This window comes from Nonomuraea sp. NPDC049480, assembly GCF_044465905.1.
Classification (GTDB): Bacteria; Actinomycetota; Actinomycetes; order Streptosporangiales; family Streptosporangiaceae; genus Nonomuraea.
On record NZ_JBITMD010000012.1, the window covers coordinates 211116 to 225445 of the forward strand.

Annotated in this window: 12 protein-coding genes; all 12 read left to right on the top strand. The window is 70.4% G+C overall.

Annotated features, from left to right (window positions below; translation table 11 throughout):
- Positions 1–75 precede the first annotated feature (75 nt).
- The 12 genes from pdxT (at position 76) to ACIBX3_RS32270 (ending at position 14311) form a co-directional block, all read left to right on the top strand.
- Positions 76–654, top strand: coding sequence for a pyridoxal 5'-phosphate synthase glutaminase subunit PdxT (pdxT, locus tag ACIBX3_RS32215; protein ID WP_397123541.1), 579 nt, complete (start codon positions 76–78; stop codon positions 652–654).
- Between the two features lie 3 nt (positions 655–657).
- A complete protein-coding gene (locus ACIBX3_RS32220; RefSeq protein WP_397123543.1) occupies positions 658–1413 on the top strand; it encodes a YebC/PmpR family DNA-binding transcriptional regulator in 756 nt (251 codons plus the stop codon).
- A 117-nt stretch (positions 1414–1530) separates the two neighbouring features.
- The gene (locus tag ACIBX3_RS32225) at positions 1531–3495 is read left to right on the top strand and encodes a hypothetical protein (RefSeq protein ID WP_397123545.1); all 1965 of its coding nucleotides are present in this window, start codon (positions 1531–1533) and stop codon (positions 3493–3495) included.
- Positions 3496–3506: 11 nt separating this feature from the next.
- Positions 3507–4664 carry an enhanced intracellular survival protein Eis gene (gene eis / locus ACIBX3_RS32230; RefSeq protein ID WP_397123547.1) on the top strand — a complete coding sequence of 386 codons (1158 nt, stop codon included), beginning with the start codon at positions 3507–3509 and terminating at the stop codon, positions 4662–4664.
- 401 nt (positions 4665–5065) lie between these two features.
- A complete protein-coding gene (gene ruvC, locus ACIBX3_RS32235) occupies positions 5066–5596 on the top strand; it encodes a crossover junction endodeoxyribonuclease RuvC (protein ID WP_397123549.1) in 531 nt (176 codons plus the stop codon).
- A gap of 91 nt (positions 5597–5687) precedes the next feature.
- Entirely contained in the window at positions 5688–6308 is a 621-nt protein-coding gene (gene ruvA, locus ACIBX3_RS32240; RefSeq protein ID WP_397123551.1) for a Holliday junction branch migration protein RuvA, read from the top strand.
- A 348-nt stretch (positions 6309–6656) separates the two neighbouring features.
- Positions 6657–7688, top strand: a complete 1032-nt coding sequence (ruvB, locus tag ACIBX3_RS32245) for a Holliday junction branch migration DNA helicase RuvB (protein ID WP_397123553.1) — start codon at positions 6657–6659, stop codon at positions 7686–7688.
- Positions 7689–7905: 217 nt separating this feature from the next.
- Positions 7906–8280 carry a preprotein translocase subunit YajC gene (yajC, locus tag ACIBX3_RS32250; RefSeq protein ID WP_397123555.1) on the top strand — a complete coding sequence of 125 codons (375 nt, stop codon included), beginning with the start codon at positions 7906–7908 and terminating at the stop codon, positions 8278–8280.
- Positions 8281–8323: 43 nt separating this feature from the next.
- A complete protein-coding gene (secD, locus tag ACIBX3_RS32255) occupies positions 8324–10141 on the top strand; it encodes a protein translocase subunit SecD (protein WP_397123557.1) in 1818 nt (605 codons plus the stop codon).
- 1 nt (position 10142) lies between these two features.
- Complete coding sequence (gene secF / locus ACIBX3_RS32260) at positions 10143–11132, top strand: protein translocase subunit SecF (protein ID WP_397123559.1); 990 nt, start codon at positions 10143–10145, stop codon at positions 11130–11132.
- A gap of 267 nt (positions 11133–11399) precedes the next feature.
- A complete protein-coding gene (locus ACIBX3_RS32265; protein ID WP_397123561.1) occupies positions 11400–11918 on the top strand; it encodes an adenine phosphoribosyltransferase in 519 nt (172 codons plus the stop codon).
- Between the two features lie 203 nt (positions 11919–12121).
- Positions 12122–14311 (top strand): RelA/SpoT family protein, encoded by a 2190-nt coding sequence (locus ACIBX3_RS32270; RefSeq protein WP_397123563.1) that lies wholly within the window; start codon positions 12122–12124, stop codon positions 14309–14311.
- The last annotated feature ends 19 nt before the right edge of the window (positions 14312–14330 follow it).

Below are 14330 nucleotides of genomic sequence, written 5' to 3' on the forward strand. Positions count from 1 at the left end.
GGGCCGCCGGAGGAAGATGCCCGGCCATCCTGGTGTTGAATTGTCGGAACCCGCACCCGGACGGAAGGATCGACTGTGCCCACGATCGGTGTACTCGCTCTCCAAGGAGACGTGCGCGAGCATGCGCGCATGCTCCAGGAGGCAGGCGCGACGGCCGTCGCCGTACGCAGGCCCGCCGAGCTGGACGCGGTCGGCGCATTGGTCATCCCCGGCGGGGAGTCGACCACCATGTGGAAGCTCGCCGAGACCTTTGACATGCTCGAACCGCTGCGGATGCGGGTCAAGGAGGGCATGCCCGCCTACGGCTCCTGCGCAGGCATGATCATGCTGGCCGACAGGATCGAGGACGGCATCGCCGGCCAGCAGACCATCGGCGGCATCGACATGGTCGTCAGGCGCAACGCGTTCGGGCGCCAGGTGGACTCGTTCGAGGCGGATCTGGACTTCGCGGGCGAGGAGGTGCACGCGGTGTTCATCCGCGCACCCTGGGTCGAATCCGTCGGCGACGACGTCGAAGTGCTGGGCCGGTGCGAGCCTGGGGATAGGATCGTCGCGGTCCGTCAAGGTCCGTTGCTCGCGACGTCGTTCCACCCCGAGCTGACCGGGGACACGCGCGTGCACCGTTACTTCGTAGACATGGTTAGGGAGCTCTAAGTAATGTCCGGCCACTCCAAATGGGCGACGACGAAGCACAAGAAGGCCGCGCTCGACGCCAAGCGGGGCAAGCTGTTCGCCAAGCTCATCAAGAACATCGAAGTGGCGGCCCGGACCGGTGGCCCTGACCCGGACGCCAACCCCACCCTCTTCGACGCCATCTACAAGGCGAAGAAGAGCTCCGTGCCCAACGACAACATCGAGCGGGCCCGCAAGCGGGGCGGCGGTCTGGAGGCCGGCGGCGCCGAATACCAGACGATCATGTACGAGGGCTACGCGCCCGGCGGCGTCGCGGTGCTCATCGAGTGCCTCACCGACAACCGCAACCGCGCCGCCTCCGAGGTGCGCGTCGCGCTGACCCGCAACGGCGGCTCCCTGGCCGACCCCGGGTCCGTCTCCTACATGTTCAACCGCAAGGGCGTCGTGATCGTGCCCGGCGACGGGCTCGACGAGGACACCGTGCTCATGGCCGTGCTCGAGGCGGGCGCCGAAGAGGTCAACGACATGGGCGACTCCTTCGAGGTCGTCTGCGAGGCCGGGGACCTGGTGCCGGTGCGCAAGGCGCTGCAGGAAGCCGGGATCGACTACGACTCGGCCGAGTCGAGCTTCCTGCCGACGATGAGCGTGCCGCTCGAGGAGGAGGGCGCCAAGAAGGTGTTCCGCCTCATCGAGGCGTTGGAGGACAGCGACGACGTGCAGAACGTCTACGCGAACTTCGACGTCAGCGACGCCGTGCTGGAGCGCCTGGGCGCCGAGTAGGCATCCCCGCCGCCATGTCCGAGGGCTCGGTTCCGCCGGGCCCTCCCGTGCGCGTGCCCGCGGACACGATGCTTTTCGCGTGCGCGAACGCCCGTGAGCGGCGTAGGGTCGGGCGACGTGACTTCCCCTAACCCACCACAGCCGTCCTACCGGGTCATCGGCTGGCTGCTGGCCGTCCCCGCCCTCTTCGGCACCCTCATCACCCTGGTGCTGCCGACGGCGCAGACGATCTGGCTCAGCTTCCAGAGCGGCGGCGTCCTCAGGGAGAGCACCTACGCCGGGACGGACAACTACGCGCAGCTGCTGGGCGACGACAGGTTCTGGCGGGCGCTGGGGTTCACACTCTCGCTCACCCTCGTGCCGCTGCTCGTGGCCGTCGTGGTGGCGCCGCTGCTGGCGCTGGCCCTCGACCGGGCCGGCACCTGGCCGCGGCGGGCCGGGCGGATCGTGCTGTCCCTGGCGATCGTCACGTTCTCGCCGGTGGGCGTGGCGGCGGCCTGGTTGCGCGGGTTCGGGCCCGACTCCTCCGGCCTGCTCACGCTGGCCCGGGAGCTGACCGAGCCCGGCACCGCGCCGGGCGCGCTGCGGCTGATCGTCGCCGCGGCGACGTTCGGCGTGGTCTGCTCGCTGGCCGTCCTCGCGTTCCTGCCCGCCCTGCGCGGCGGCGGCGTCGTGCCCGCCATGTTCGTCGTCGGCGTGCTCGTGGCGCTGACCACCGTCGCCGTCGGGCTGCAGACCTTCTCCATCGGCCTGGTGCTCACCGCTGGAGGCCCTCAGCGGTCCACAGAGACGCTGGCGGGGCTGCAGTACGACTACGCCTTCAGGCTGGCCGATTTCGGGCTGGGAGCGTCCGTGGCGGCATTCTCGGGGGTGGTCGTCGGCGTGCTGGGCATCATCGCGACCGTCGTCGCCGTGGCCTTCCGCACCCGCATCGCCCTCGTCCCGTCCACCGGAACCCGCGCCCCGGACGCCTCTGCCATAGGGACCCCGGCCCCAGGCGCCATGCCTGCCGGTCCGGGTGGTCCTTCCGGTGCGGGCGGCCTTTCCGGTCCGGGCGGCCTTTCCGGTCCGGGTGGTCCTCCGGGTCCGGGCAGTCCTTCCGGTCCCGCCTGGCCTCCTGCTTCGGCCGGAGCCGGCGCCCCCGCAGGACCTCCCGTCTTCGGGCCGCACGCTCCCGCGCCGCCGCTCTCCGCGTCTCCGGCCGGCGGGCCCCTCGGCTCCGCGTCTCCTCCCACCGGCCCTCCCATCGGACCTCCCGCAGGGTCTCCGCTCGGCGGGCCTCCCGCCGCCGGAACCTTCGGGCCCGCGCCCACGCCGCCCTCCAGCCGCCGCGCGACGACCGCCGGTGTGGTCGCGGGGGTGTCGGCGCTGGTCCTCTTCCTGGCCGTGGGCGTCCTGCTGGCCTGGCCCTGGATCTCCGGCGTGCTGGCCTCGCCCGGCAGCCCCGCGGGGGGCCTGCAGGCGCAGGTCAACACCTGGGTGCCCGCCATCGCCGGGGCACTGGTCTCGGTCGGCGTCGCCTACCTCGCCGCGCTCGGCATCGGCGGTCTGCGGCCTCTAGGCCGCGGCAGCGACTGGCTGCTGCTGGTGTTCGCGCCCTGGCTGTTCGTCGGCACAGGCCCCCTCGGCGTCGCGAACTGGCAGAACATGCGCAACCTCGGCCTGATCGACACCTTCCTCGCGCTCTTCCCGCCCCTCCTGGTGAGCGTCCCGGCCCTGCTCGTGCTCACCCTGCTGTGCAGGGGACTGGCCGAGCGCAACGACAGGGACTTCTTCAGCGGTGTCGTCCTGCCCTCGCTGCCCATGGCGGGCATCCTGACCGGGGCCGTCGCGCTGGTGAACGCCCAGGACCTGCTTTGGCCGCTGCTCGTCGTCCAGCAGCCCGCCCTGCACACGGCTCCCGTCGCCCAGATGATCCAACTCGCCCGGTTCGGCGGCCCCACGACGTTCGACGTCGGCGGGACCACGCCGCTGCTCGTGGTCGCCGTCGCGCTGGCGGCCGTGGTGGCCGCCCAATTGTTCTACCTCGACAGACTCGTCATCTCGGCAAACGGTTCGACATCGCGTCCCCCCGCTGCGTAGGTTGGCCCACCGTGGAAATTCGCGATCTGACCCCGGACGACCTCGACGCCGTCCTCGATCTCCGTAAGCGCTCGTTCGGCCCGACCTCACCGGACGACGCCGACCGGTGGCGCCGCGCGGTCACGCCCGCGCTCGGCCAGGGCCGCTACCTGGGCGCGTTCGACGGCTCGAGGCTCGCCGCCTCGGCCCGGCTGCGGCAGTTCACCCAGTGGTGGCACGGCAGGCCGCAGCCCATGGCCGGGATCGCGGGCGTCACCGTCAACCCCGAGGACCGCGGCCGCGGGGTCGGGACCCGGATCATGCGGGCCGTCATCGAACGGGCCGCGGCGCTCGGGGACGCGGTTTCCGCGCTCTATCCGGCGACCACGCCCCTCTACCGCGGCGTCGGCTTCGAACACGCCGGAGCCCAGCACAACGTGACCTTCCGCGCCGAGGCCCTGCGCCAGATCCGGCCGTCCGGCGAGGTCAAGCTGCGCAGGATGGGGCCCGGCGACGCCGCGGAGGTCATCTCGGTGCTGCGCCGCGTGCACGGCGCCACCCGCGCCAGCGGGCCCGTCTCCTGGGACGAGCCCACCTGGAGCCTGCGGCTGGAGAACAAGGACGACTTCCTCTACCTCGCCGACGACGGCTTCGTGGTCTACCGGTGGCGCGGCGAGGACATCCTGGTCGACAACCTCGTCGCCGGGTCGGAGAAGACCGCCAGGACGCTGTGGTCCCTGGTGGGCAGCGCGTCATCGATCGCCGAGCACATCGTCGCCCCGGTAGCGCCCGACGACCCTGTGCTGTGGCTGCTGCGGGAGCGGAGCAAGGACCAGGTCAAGCAGATCCGCTGGATGTTCCGGGTGCTGGACGTGGCCGCCGCGATCGAGCGCAGGGGATACCCGGTGCCCGTGACCTGCGACGCGGTCGTCACCGTGGAGGACCCCGTGCTGGGCGGTGGCACGTGGCGGCTGGAGTTCTCCGGCGGCTCGGGCGCGGCCACGCCGGTCGCGGAGTCCGCGGCCGGAGCACCGGGTGCCGTGCTCGGCGCGAACGGCCTGGCCGCGCTGTACTCCGGGATCCCGGCGGCCACGCTCCGCCTCGCCGGGCTGATGTCCGGCGACGACCGGTACGACGAGGCCCTCGACACGGTCTTCGCCGCGAGGCCGTACACGCTCGACTACTTCTGACAGAGCACGAACAGTTGCCGGCATCCGCTGTGCGAGCCGGTGATCACCGGTAGAACCGCTGATCGATTTCTCCCGCTCGACGGGTTGCAGCGAATGGTAATCGCGATGTAACTTTCTGCCGCGGCAGGGTGTCTGGCCGGCGTCCGGTCCCCGCCTCCATCGGTGTCACGCCGTGCTTGCCGGACGGACGCGGCTTCGGCTTCCATCGCATCGCCGTCCAGCCTCGGCCGGCGTGCGACGAGACTGCGCCGATGTCCGTTTTGCGTAGGTGAACACAGAACCGAAGACGCTGTCCCTGCCGGATCGAGGCGGCAGCCGGGCGTTTCACGATGCGCGGGCCACCTCGGCCGGGGTAGAGTCTCGTGCCGAACAGGTGTTCGGCGGCGCGGAGGGACAGGCCGGTGCGGGTGATGGGCGTCGATCCGGGGCTGACCCGGTGCGGCCTGGGAGCCGTCGAGGGGCGCCCGGGCGCGCCGCTGACGCTGGTGGCCGTCGGGGTGGTCCGCACCGGCGCGGACGAGGAGCTCGGCACGCGCCTGATCGGCATCGAGGCCGGGATCGAGCAGTGGCTCGACGACGTACGCCCCGACGCGGTCGCGGTCGAGCGGGTCTTCAGCCAGCACAACGTACGCACGGTCATGGGCACCGCGCAGGCCGCCGGCATCGCCGTGCTGTGCGCCGCCCGGCGCGGGCTGCCCGTGGCGCTGCACACGCCGTCCGAGGTCAAGGCCGCCATCACGGGCAGCGGCACCGCCGACAAGAAGCAGATCGGCGCCATGGTCACCCGCCTGCTGCGCCTGTCCGAGATGCCCAAGCCCGCCGACGCCGCCGACGCGCTCGCCCTGGCCATCTGCCACGTGTGGCGCGGCGGCGCCCAAAGCCGCCTCTCCGCGGCCCTGGCCAAGGCCACCCGGAAGGACCCCAGGCTGTGAGGGCGCAGGTCGCGGGAGAGCCGCACCCGCTGGTCATGAGGAAAGGGCGCCGAACAATGATCGCGCCGATCGTCGGGAAGGGTGTGGAGCTGTGATCGCGTCAGTCGCGGGGAAGGTCGCGGCCATCGCGCCGGACGCGGCCGTCATCGAGGTCGGCGGCGTCGGCATCCTCACCCACTGCACCCCCGGCACCCTCGCCACGCTGCGCATCGGCGAGCAGGGCCGGCTCGCCACGTCTCTGGTGGTGCGAGAGGAGTCGCTCACCCTCTACGGCTTCGCCACCGACGACGAGCGCGCCGTCTTCGAGCTCCTGCAGACCGCCAGCGGCGTCGGCCCCAAGCTGGCCCTCGCCATGCTCGCCGTCCACACCCCCAACGCGCTGCGCGTCGCCGTGGCCGGCGCCGACCTCAAGGCCCTCACGCAGGTTCCGGGCATCGGGCAGAAGGGTGCTCAGCGCATCGTGCTGGAGCTCAAGGATCGGCTCGGCACGCCCGAGGCGGCCCTCAACGCGGCGCTCAACGGGCAGCGGCGGGTGGCGGTGTGGCGGGAGCAGGTCCACTCGGGGCTGGTGGGGCTGGGCTACTCCAGCAAGGACGCCGACGAGGCGATCGCCGTCGTGGAGCCCGACGCCGACGCCGAACTCGCCGCGGGCCGTCAGCCCCAGGTCGCCGCCCTGCTCAAGGCCGCACTCCGAGCGCTGAACATCCGATGACCCCTCACCGCACCCCGCCCACCCCCCGGCGCTCCGCCTCCGGCCTCCCGCGACCTGTCCTCGGCCTCCGGGGACCCGTCACGGGCGGTCAGCAGCACATCGCCGCGCGCCGTCCCTCAGGGGTGAGGGCTGAGGGCCGTACGGTGAGAACTTCGGACCCCCGGGTTCGGTATCGCGGCGGCGAGCCATGGCCGGGGGACGGCGGCGCGTGCGTCCCGGGCACGGTTCACGCGTCCGGTGACCGTTCCGGGTCATGGCGGGACGCGGCGCCGGGCGGGGTCGGGCGGGCTCGGGGCGGCATCGGATGTGGTGGTCGTGGCGTGATCCGGGTGAGGAGGTGTGGTCGGGGTGGGGTTTGAGCGGGAGCTCGTGTCGCCCGATGCGGCAGGCGACGAACTGCAGATCGAGGCGGCGCTGCGGCCCAAGCGGCTGGGCGAGTTCATCGGGCAGGGCCGCGTGCGCGAGCAGCTGTCACTCGTGCTGGAGAGCGCGCTGCGCCGGCGGCGCCCGCCCGACCACGTGCTGATGAGCGGCGGCCCGGGACTCGGCAAGACCACCCTGGCCATGATCATAGCGGCCGAGCTGAACGCCCCGCTCCGCATCACCTCGGGCCCCGCGCTGGAGCGGGCGGGCGATCTCGCGGCCATCCTGTCCACGCTGGCCGAGGGCGAGGTGCTGTTCATCGACGAGATCCATCGGATGGCCAGGCCCGCCGAGGAGATGCTCTACCTCGCGATGGAGGACTTCCGGGTCGACATCGTGGTCGGCAAAGGCCCGGGCGCCACCGCCATCCCGCTCGACATCGCGCCGTTCACGCTCGTGGGAGCCACCACGCGGGCCGGGCTGCTGCCGGCGCCGCTGCGTGACAGGTTCGGCTTCACCGCGCACATGGACTTCTACGAGGTGGGCGAGCTGGAGCAGGTGCTCTACCGCTCGGCCAAGCTGCTCGCCGTCGACCTCCCGGCCGAAGGCGCCCACGAGATCGCCAGGCGGTCGCGCGGCACGCCCCGCATCGCCAACCGCCTGCTCAGACGCGTACGCGACTTCGCCGACGTGCGTGCCGACGGCCTGATCAACCGCGACATCGCCTCCGCGGCGCTCAACCTGTACGAGGTGGACGCCGAAGGGCTCGACCGGCTCGACCGGGCGGTGCTCGGCGTGCTGCTGAAGAAGTTCGGCGGCGGCCCGGTCGGCCTGTCCACCCTGGCCGTGGCCGTGGGGGAGGAGCCGGAGACGGTCGAGGTGGTGGCCGAGCCGTTCCTCGTACGCCAAGGACTGCTGGCCAGGACGCCGCGCGGCCGGGTGGCGACCGCGGCGGCCTGGATCCACCTCGGAATGACCCCGCCCCCCGACGCGTTCGGAGCCGCGAATATCGACTGATCACAGATCGGTTGCAACCATTTCAAATTGGGAACTTCCCCGCGCGCCGAAACGCTGCCTCGTTGCCGCGTTTCGCAACAACCGCCTACACTCCGTGCCTTGGCTGGCTGTGTAGGCTGACGGGCTGAGCGGCGCGGCCCGAAGCAACGCACGGAATTTCCGGCGCGAGGCCGGTGTCAACTCCTTGTACGACAATGGAAGGTCGCCCCTTATGGACATGGGACAACTCGGAAGCATCCTGCCGCTGATTCTTCTGGTGGTGGTGTTCTACTTCCTGCTGATCCGCCCCCAGCGCAAGCGCCAGCAAGAGGCGATCCGGATGCAGAACTCCCTGACACCCGGCACCCGCGTCATGACCACGACCGGTCTGTTCGGCACCGTGGTCGCGGTGGACAATGATGACGTCATCCTCGAGGTCGCGCCCGGGATCGAGACCCGCTGGGTGAAGGCCGCGATCGGCCGCATCCTCACGCCCGGCGATGCCCCGCCGGCGGACGAGACCGACGCCGACGAGGACGGGGAGGACAAGAGCGAGTCCGAGGCCACCGTGGATCGCAACGACGGCCAGGACTCCAGCACCAAGCAGTCCTGACTAAGCTCTGCGACAAACCTCTATCCGAAAGAACTGACGACCAGTGGCCCGACCGACCAGCCGCCACAGCCGACCGGGGCGCACGCTCCTGGTGCTGCTGGCGCTCATCCTCGCCATGGGCGCGACGATGCTCCTGCAGAAGGCGTTCACGCCCAAACTGGGGCTCGACCTCGCCGGCGGCACGACGGTGACTCTGTCGCCCGTGACTCTGAACAACGCGAGTCCTCCAGAAGAGATCCTTGACCGCGCGGTCAACATCATCCGCGACCGCGTCAACGGCACCGGCATCTCCGACGCGGAGGTCGCCAAGTCAGGCGACAACATCATCATCTCCATCCCGGGCGTCGGGCAGAGCGAGGCCATCAAGCTGGTCGCCACCACCGCGGAGCTGCGCTTCCGGCAGGTCCTCGCCATGGAGGCCACGCAGCTGCCGCAGGAGCTGGCCACGAACGCGCCCACGCCGAGCGCCTCGCCTTCCGCGACCGGCTCGGCCAAGCCGTCGACTCAGCAGTCGGCCAAGCCGACCGGGTCCCAGTCGGCTGACACGCCGAAGCCCACCGCGTCTCCGACGGGCAAGGCGCTGTCGCAGGCGCTGACCGCGCCGTCCCCGAGCGCGTCGGCCTCCGCGCAGCCGTCGGCCACGCAGAGCGCCCAGGGCCAGAAGCAGGACACCAAGAAGGGTCAGGACGCCAAGGCCACGCCGACGGCGTCGCCGAGCGCGCAGGCCAGCACGCCGCCCACCCAGGACCCCAATGCCGGCATCGACACCACGGGCATCGACCCGGCGGTGCTGGCGCAGTTCAACAAGCTCAACTGCGCCGACCCGGCCAACCGCGGCCAGGGCGTGCAGGACGACCCGAAGAAGCAGTACGCCGCCTGTGAGTCCGACGGCAGCTTCAAGTACGTCCTCGACGTCGCCAAGGTCGTCGGCACCGACATCAGCACGGCCACCGCCGGCATCCCCCAGGGCAGCGCCGAGTGGAGCGTCCAGCTCGACTTCAAGAGCCAGGGCGCCGGAGCCTGGGGCCAGCTCACCACGCAGGCGTACAACTCGCAGGAGCCGCGCAACAAGGTCGCGGTCGTGCTCGACGGCGTCGTGATCACCGCGCCCAACATCATCGGCCCGATCACCGGCGGCCGTGCCGAGATCACCGGCCAGTTCAACCAGGCCACCGCCACCCAGCTGGCCGAGCAGCTGAAGTACGGCGCGCTCCCGCTGAAGTTCAACCGCAGCTCCATCGACACGGTCTCCTCGACCCTGGGTCAGGACCAGCTGGAGGGCGGCCTGATCGCCGGCATCATCGGCCTGGTGCTCGTGGTGCTCTACTGCCTGCTTTACTACCGGGGTCTGGGCATCGTGGCGGTGCTGAGCCTCGTGGTCGCCACGATCATCACGTACACGTCGGTGGTCGTGCTCGGCCACAACGCCAACTTCCGGCTGTCGCTGCCGCACATCATCGGCCTGGTGGTCTCGATCGGCATCACCGCCGACTCCTTCATCGTGTACTTCGAACGCATCCGCGATGAGATGAAGGAGGGCCGGCGGACGCTTCGCGCGGCCATCGAGGTGGCCTGGGTCCGTGCCCGGCGCACGATCCTGATCGCCGACGCCGTCATGTTCATCGCCGCGATCGTGCTCTACTTCCTGGCGGTGGGCGGTGTGGCCGGGTTCGCCTTCGCGATGGGCCTGACCACGCTGATCGACATCGTGGTGGTGTTCCTGTTCACGAAGCCGTTCATCGCCCTGCTGGCGAGGCTGAAGTTCTTCGCCAAGGGGCACCCGCTGTCCGGTCTCGACGCCGAGCGCATGAGCGAAGCCGGCAGCACGGGCACCCGCACGACCACCCCGCAGGAGGCCTGAGATGGGACTCGCGCGTCGCCTCTACCGCGGCGAGATCGACGTCGACTTCGTCGGCAAATGGAGACTCTGGTACAGCCTGTCCGGCCTGCTGCTGGCCGTCTCGCTCGCCGGTCTGCTGATCAACGGGCTCAACCTGGGCGTGGAGTTCAGGGGCGGCTCGGTCTTCACCTTCAGCGCGCCCAGCGCCACCATCGAGCAGGTCCGCGAGACCTTCAGTGACGAGGGCGTGCACCAGCCGATCGTGCAGACGGCCGGAAACGGCTGGCGGGTCACCACCGAGACCCTTTCCGAAGGCACGCTGAACCAGGTCCAGTCCGGGGTGGCCAAGGACTTCAACGTCCCGGTCGGCCAGGTCAGCATTCAGTCGATCGGCGCGTCCTGGGGCGGTGAGGTCTCCCAGAAGGCCTGGATCGGCCTGGGCGTGTTCATGCTGGCGATCATCTTGTACCTGTCGATGGCGTTCGAGCCGAAGATGGCGCTGGCCGCGATCGTCGCGCTCATCCACGACCTCGTCATCACGGCCGGCATCTACGCCTGGTCGGGCTTCGAGGTCACGCCGGCGACGCTGCTGGGCTTCCTGACCATCCTCGGTTATTCGCTCTACGACGCGGTCGTGGTGTTCGACATGATCAAGGAGGTCACGGCCAAGCTGGGCCACACGTCGAAGATGACGTACTCGATGGCCGCCAACAACGCGCTCAACCACACGCTGATCCGGTCGCTGAACACGTCACTGGTCGCGATCCTGCCGGTGGCGGCGATCCTGTTCATCGGCACCACGCTGCTCGGCGCCGGCACGCTGAAGGACCTGTCGCTGGCGCTGTTCGTCGGCATGATCGTCGGCACGTACTCCTCGCTGTGCGTGGCCACGCCGCTGCTGGTGACGCTGAAGGAGCGCGAGCCGAAGTACCAGGCCATCGCCAAGCGGCTCGCCTCGACGGGCGGCAAGGGGGCGAAGGGCTCCAAAAGCGCGGCGGTAGCCAAGGGATAGCCGCGTACGGCACGGACGACGCCCCCGCCCATTGCCGGGCGGGGGCGTCGCGCCGTCTCGGGGCCGCAGGACGTCCCTTGAGCGCCGCATGGATGTCCCTGGAGGTCCGGAATGGTCCGGAGGACTTCCGCGCCCGTGAGGACGTCTGCGGCGCCATAGAGGGCATCCTGGGCCGCCCGCCGGGGCGGGACCGGTCCGCCTGAGGGCTGGAATGCACCATCATGGAGCCCGGCACGACGGCCGGTGGAGAGATGCGAGGGAAACGCCATGAGTGAGCTGAGCACGATGATCCTGGACCGGATCAGGGACGTGCCCGACTATCCCAAGCCGGGAGTCATGTTCAAGGACATCACCCCGCTCCTGGCCGACCCGGTCGCGATGGCGGCCGTGGTGGACGAGCTGGCCGGGCTGCACCAGGTCGACAAGATCGTGGGGATCGAGGCGCGCGGGTTCATCCTGGCGGCGCCGGTGGCGTACCGGGCAGGGGCCGGGTTCGTGCCTGTGCGGAAGAAGGGGAAACTGCCCGCCGAAACCCTCGAAGAGTCCTACGATCTGGAGTACGGCTCCGCGACCATCGAGGTCCACCGCGACGCGTTCGCGCCCGGCGACCGCGTCCTCATCGTCGACGACGTGCTGGCCACGGGCGGCACGGCGAAGGCGACCATGGATCTGGTGAAGCGGGCCGGCGCCGACGTCATCGGCATCGCGGTGCTCATGGAGCTGGCATTTCTCAAGGGCCGCGAGCGTTTGACGGGAGTGAACCTGCATTCCCTCGTGATCGTCTGAGCCCGGCCCGCGACGGCCCGGGTTCGCCACCTGGATACACTGGGGGATCTGGACTCGAACGTGAGGAGCCAATTGCGTGAGGAGCCATTGCGGGAGGAGTCTGTGTGCCCCGTGATGCGGTCGTGCCCGAGGTAGCCGACTCCGGCAGCGCCGAGCCGTCCGGCGTTCCAGCGACGCGCCGGCGACGGTTTGGGGGTGGGGCCATGAACCCGGTGCTGGAGCCGCTGTTCCGCACGGTCCGCGCCACCCACCCCAAGGCCGACCTGCGCGTGATCGAGCGCGCCTACGACGTCGCCGCCTACCACCACCGCGACCAGAAGCGGAAGTCCGGCGACCCGTACATCACGCATCCGCTCGCCGTGGCCACCATCCTGGCCGAGCTCGGCACCGACGACGAGACGCTGTGCGCGGCGCTGCTGCACGACACTGTCGAGGACACCGCCTACGGCCTCGACGAGCTGCGCGGCGACTTCGGCGACACCATCGCGTCTCTGGTCGACGGCGTGACCAAGCTGGACAAGGTCAAGTTCGGCGACGCGGCGCAGGCCGAGACCGTGCGCAAGATGGTCGTCGCCATGTCGCGCGACATCCGCGTGCTGATCATCAAGCTGGCCGACCGGCTCCACAACATGCGCACCATGCGCTACCTGCCCGAGCACAAGCGCCACCAGAAGTCCCGCGAGACGCTGGAGATCTTCGCCCCGCTGGCCCACCGCCTGGGCATGAACACGATCAAGTGGGAGCTCGAGGACCTCGCGTTCGCCATGCTCTACCCCAAGCGCTACGACGAGATCGCGCGCATGGTGTCGGAGCGGGCCCCGCGCCGCGACCTGTTCCTGCAGGAGGTCATCGAGAAGGTCTCGGGCGACCTGCGCGAGGCGAAGATCCGCGCGGTGGTCAAGGGCCGGCCCAAGCACTACTACTCGGTCTACCAGAAGATGATCGCCAGGGACGTGGCGTTCGACGACATTTACGACCTGGTGGGCATCCGCGTGCTGGTCGACAGCGTGCGCGACTGCTACGCGGCGCTGGGCACGATCCACGCCCGGTGGAACCCGGTGCCGGGGCGGTTCAAAGACTACATAGCGATGCCCAAGTTCAACATGTACCAATCGCTGCACACGACGGTGATCGGTCCCGAGGGCAAGCCGGTGGAGCTGCAGATCCGCACCCACGCGATGCACCACAGGGCCGAATACGGCGTGGCCGCGCACTGGAAGTACAAAGAGGAGGTCGGCGGCGGCCCTCCCGGCAAGGTCAAGCCGGGCAGCGACATGGCCTGGCTGCGCCAGCTCCTCGACTGGCAGAAGGAGACCTCCGACCCGGGCGAGTTCCTGGAGTCGCTGCGGTTCGACCTGTCGGTGTCCGAGGTCTACGTGTTCACCCCGAAGGGCCAGGTCATCGCCCTGCCCGAGGGGGCCACACCGGTCGACTTCGCGTACGCCGTGCACACCGAGGTGGGCCACCGCTGCATCGGGGCGCGCGTCAACGGGCGGCTGGTGCCGCTGGAGTCGCGCCTCGGCAACGGCGACACCGTCGAGATCTTCACCTCCAAGTCGCCCGACGCCGGGCCGTCACGTGACTGGCTGAAGTTCGTCAAGTCGGGCCGCGCCCGCAACAAGATCCGGCAGTGGTTCTCCAAGGAGCGCCGCGAGACCGCGATCGAGGCGGGCAAGGAGGCCATCGGCCGCGCCATGCGCAAGCAGGGGCTGCCGCTGCAGCGGCTGATGTCCGGCGAGGCGCTGCTGGCGCTGGCCCGCGACCTGCGCTACCCCGACGTGTCGGCGCTGTATGCGGCCGTGGGCGAGGGGCACGTCGCGGCGCAGGCCGTCGTGCAGAAGCTGGTGGCCTCGATCGGCGGCGTCGACAGCGCCGAGGAGGACATCGCCGAGACCTCGCTGCCGACCCGGCTGCGCGGCCGTCCCCGGGGCGGGGGCGGCGCCGGCGTGGTGGTGGCGGGCGACGCCGACGTCTGGGTACGCCTGTCGAAGTGCTGCACCCCTGTGCCCGGCGACGAGATCGTCGGGTTCGTCACCCGCGGGCACGGCGTGTCCGTGCACCGGGGCGACTGCACCAACATCCAGCAGCTCAAGTCGCAGCCGGACCGGCTGGTCGAGGTGAGCTGGTCGCCGAGCGACGACAGCGTGTTCCTGGTGGCCATCCAGGTGGAGGCTCTGGACCGGCCGCGCCTGCTCTCCGACGTGACGCGTACGCTGTCCGACCAGCATGTCAACATCCTCAGCGCCTCGGTGACGACGTCGCGGGACCGGGTGGCGATCAGCAAGTTCACCTTCGAGATGGGTGACCCGAAGCACCTGGGGCACGTGCTGAAGGCCGTCCGCAGCATCCAGGGCGTCTTCGACGTCTACCGCGTCAGCGGTGCCGGCGGCTGACCCGCCGCGTCCGGCCGGC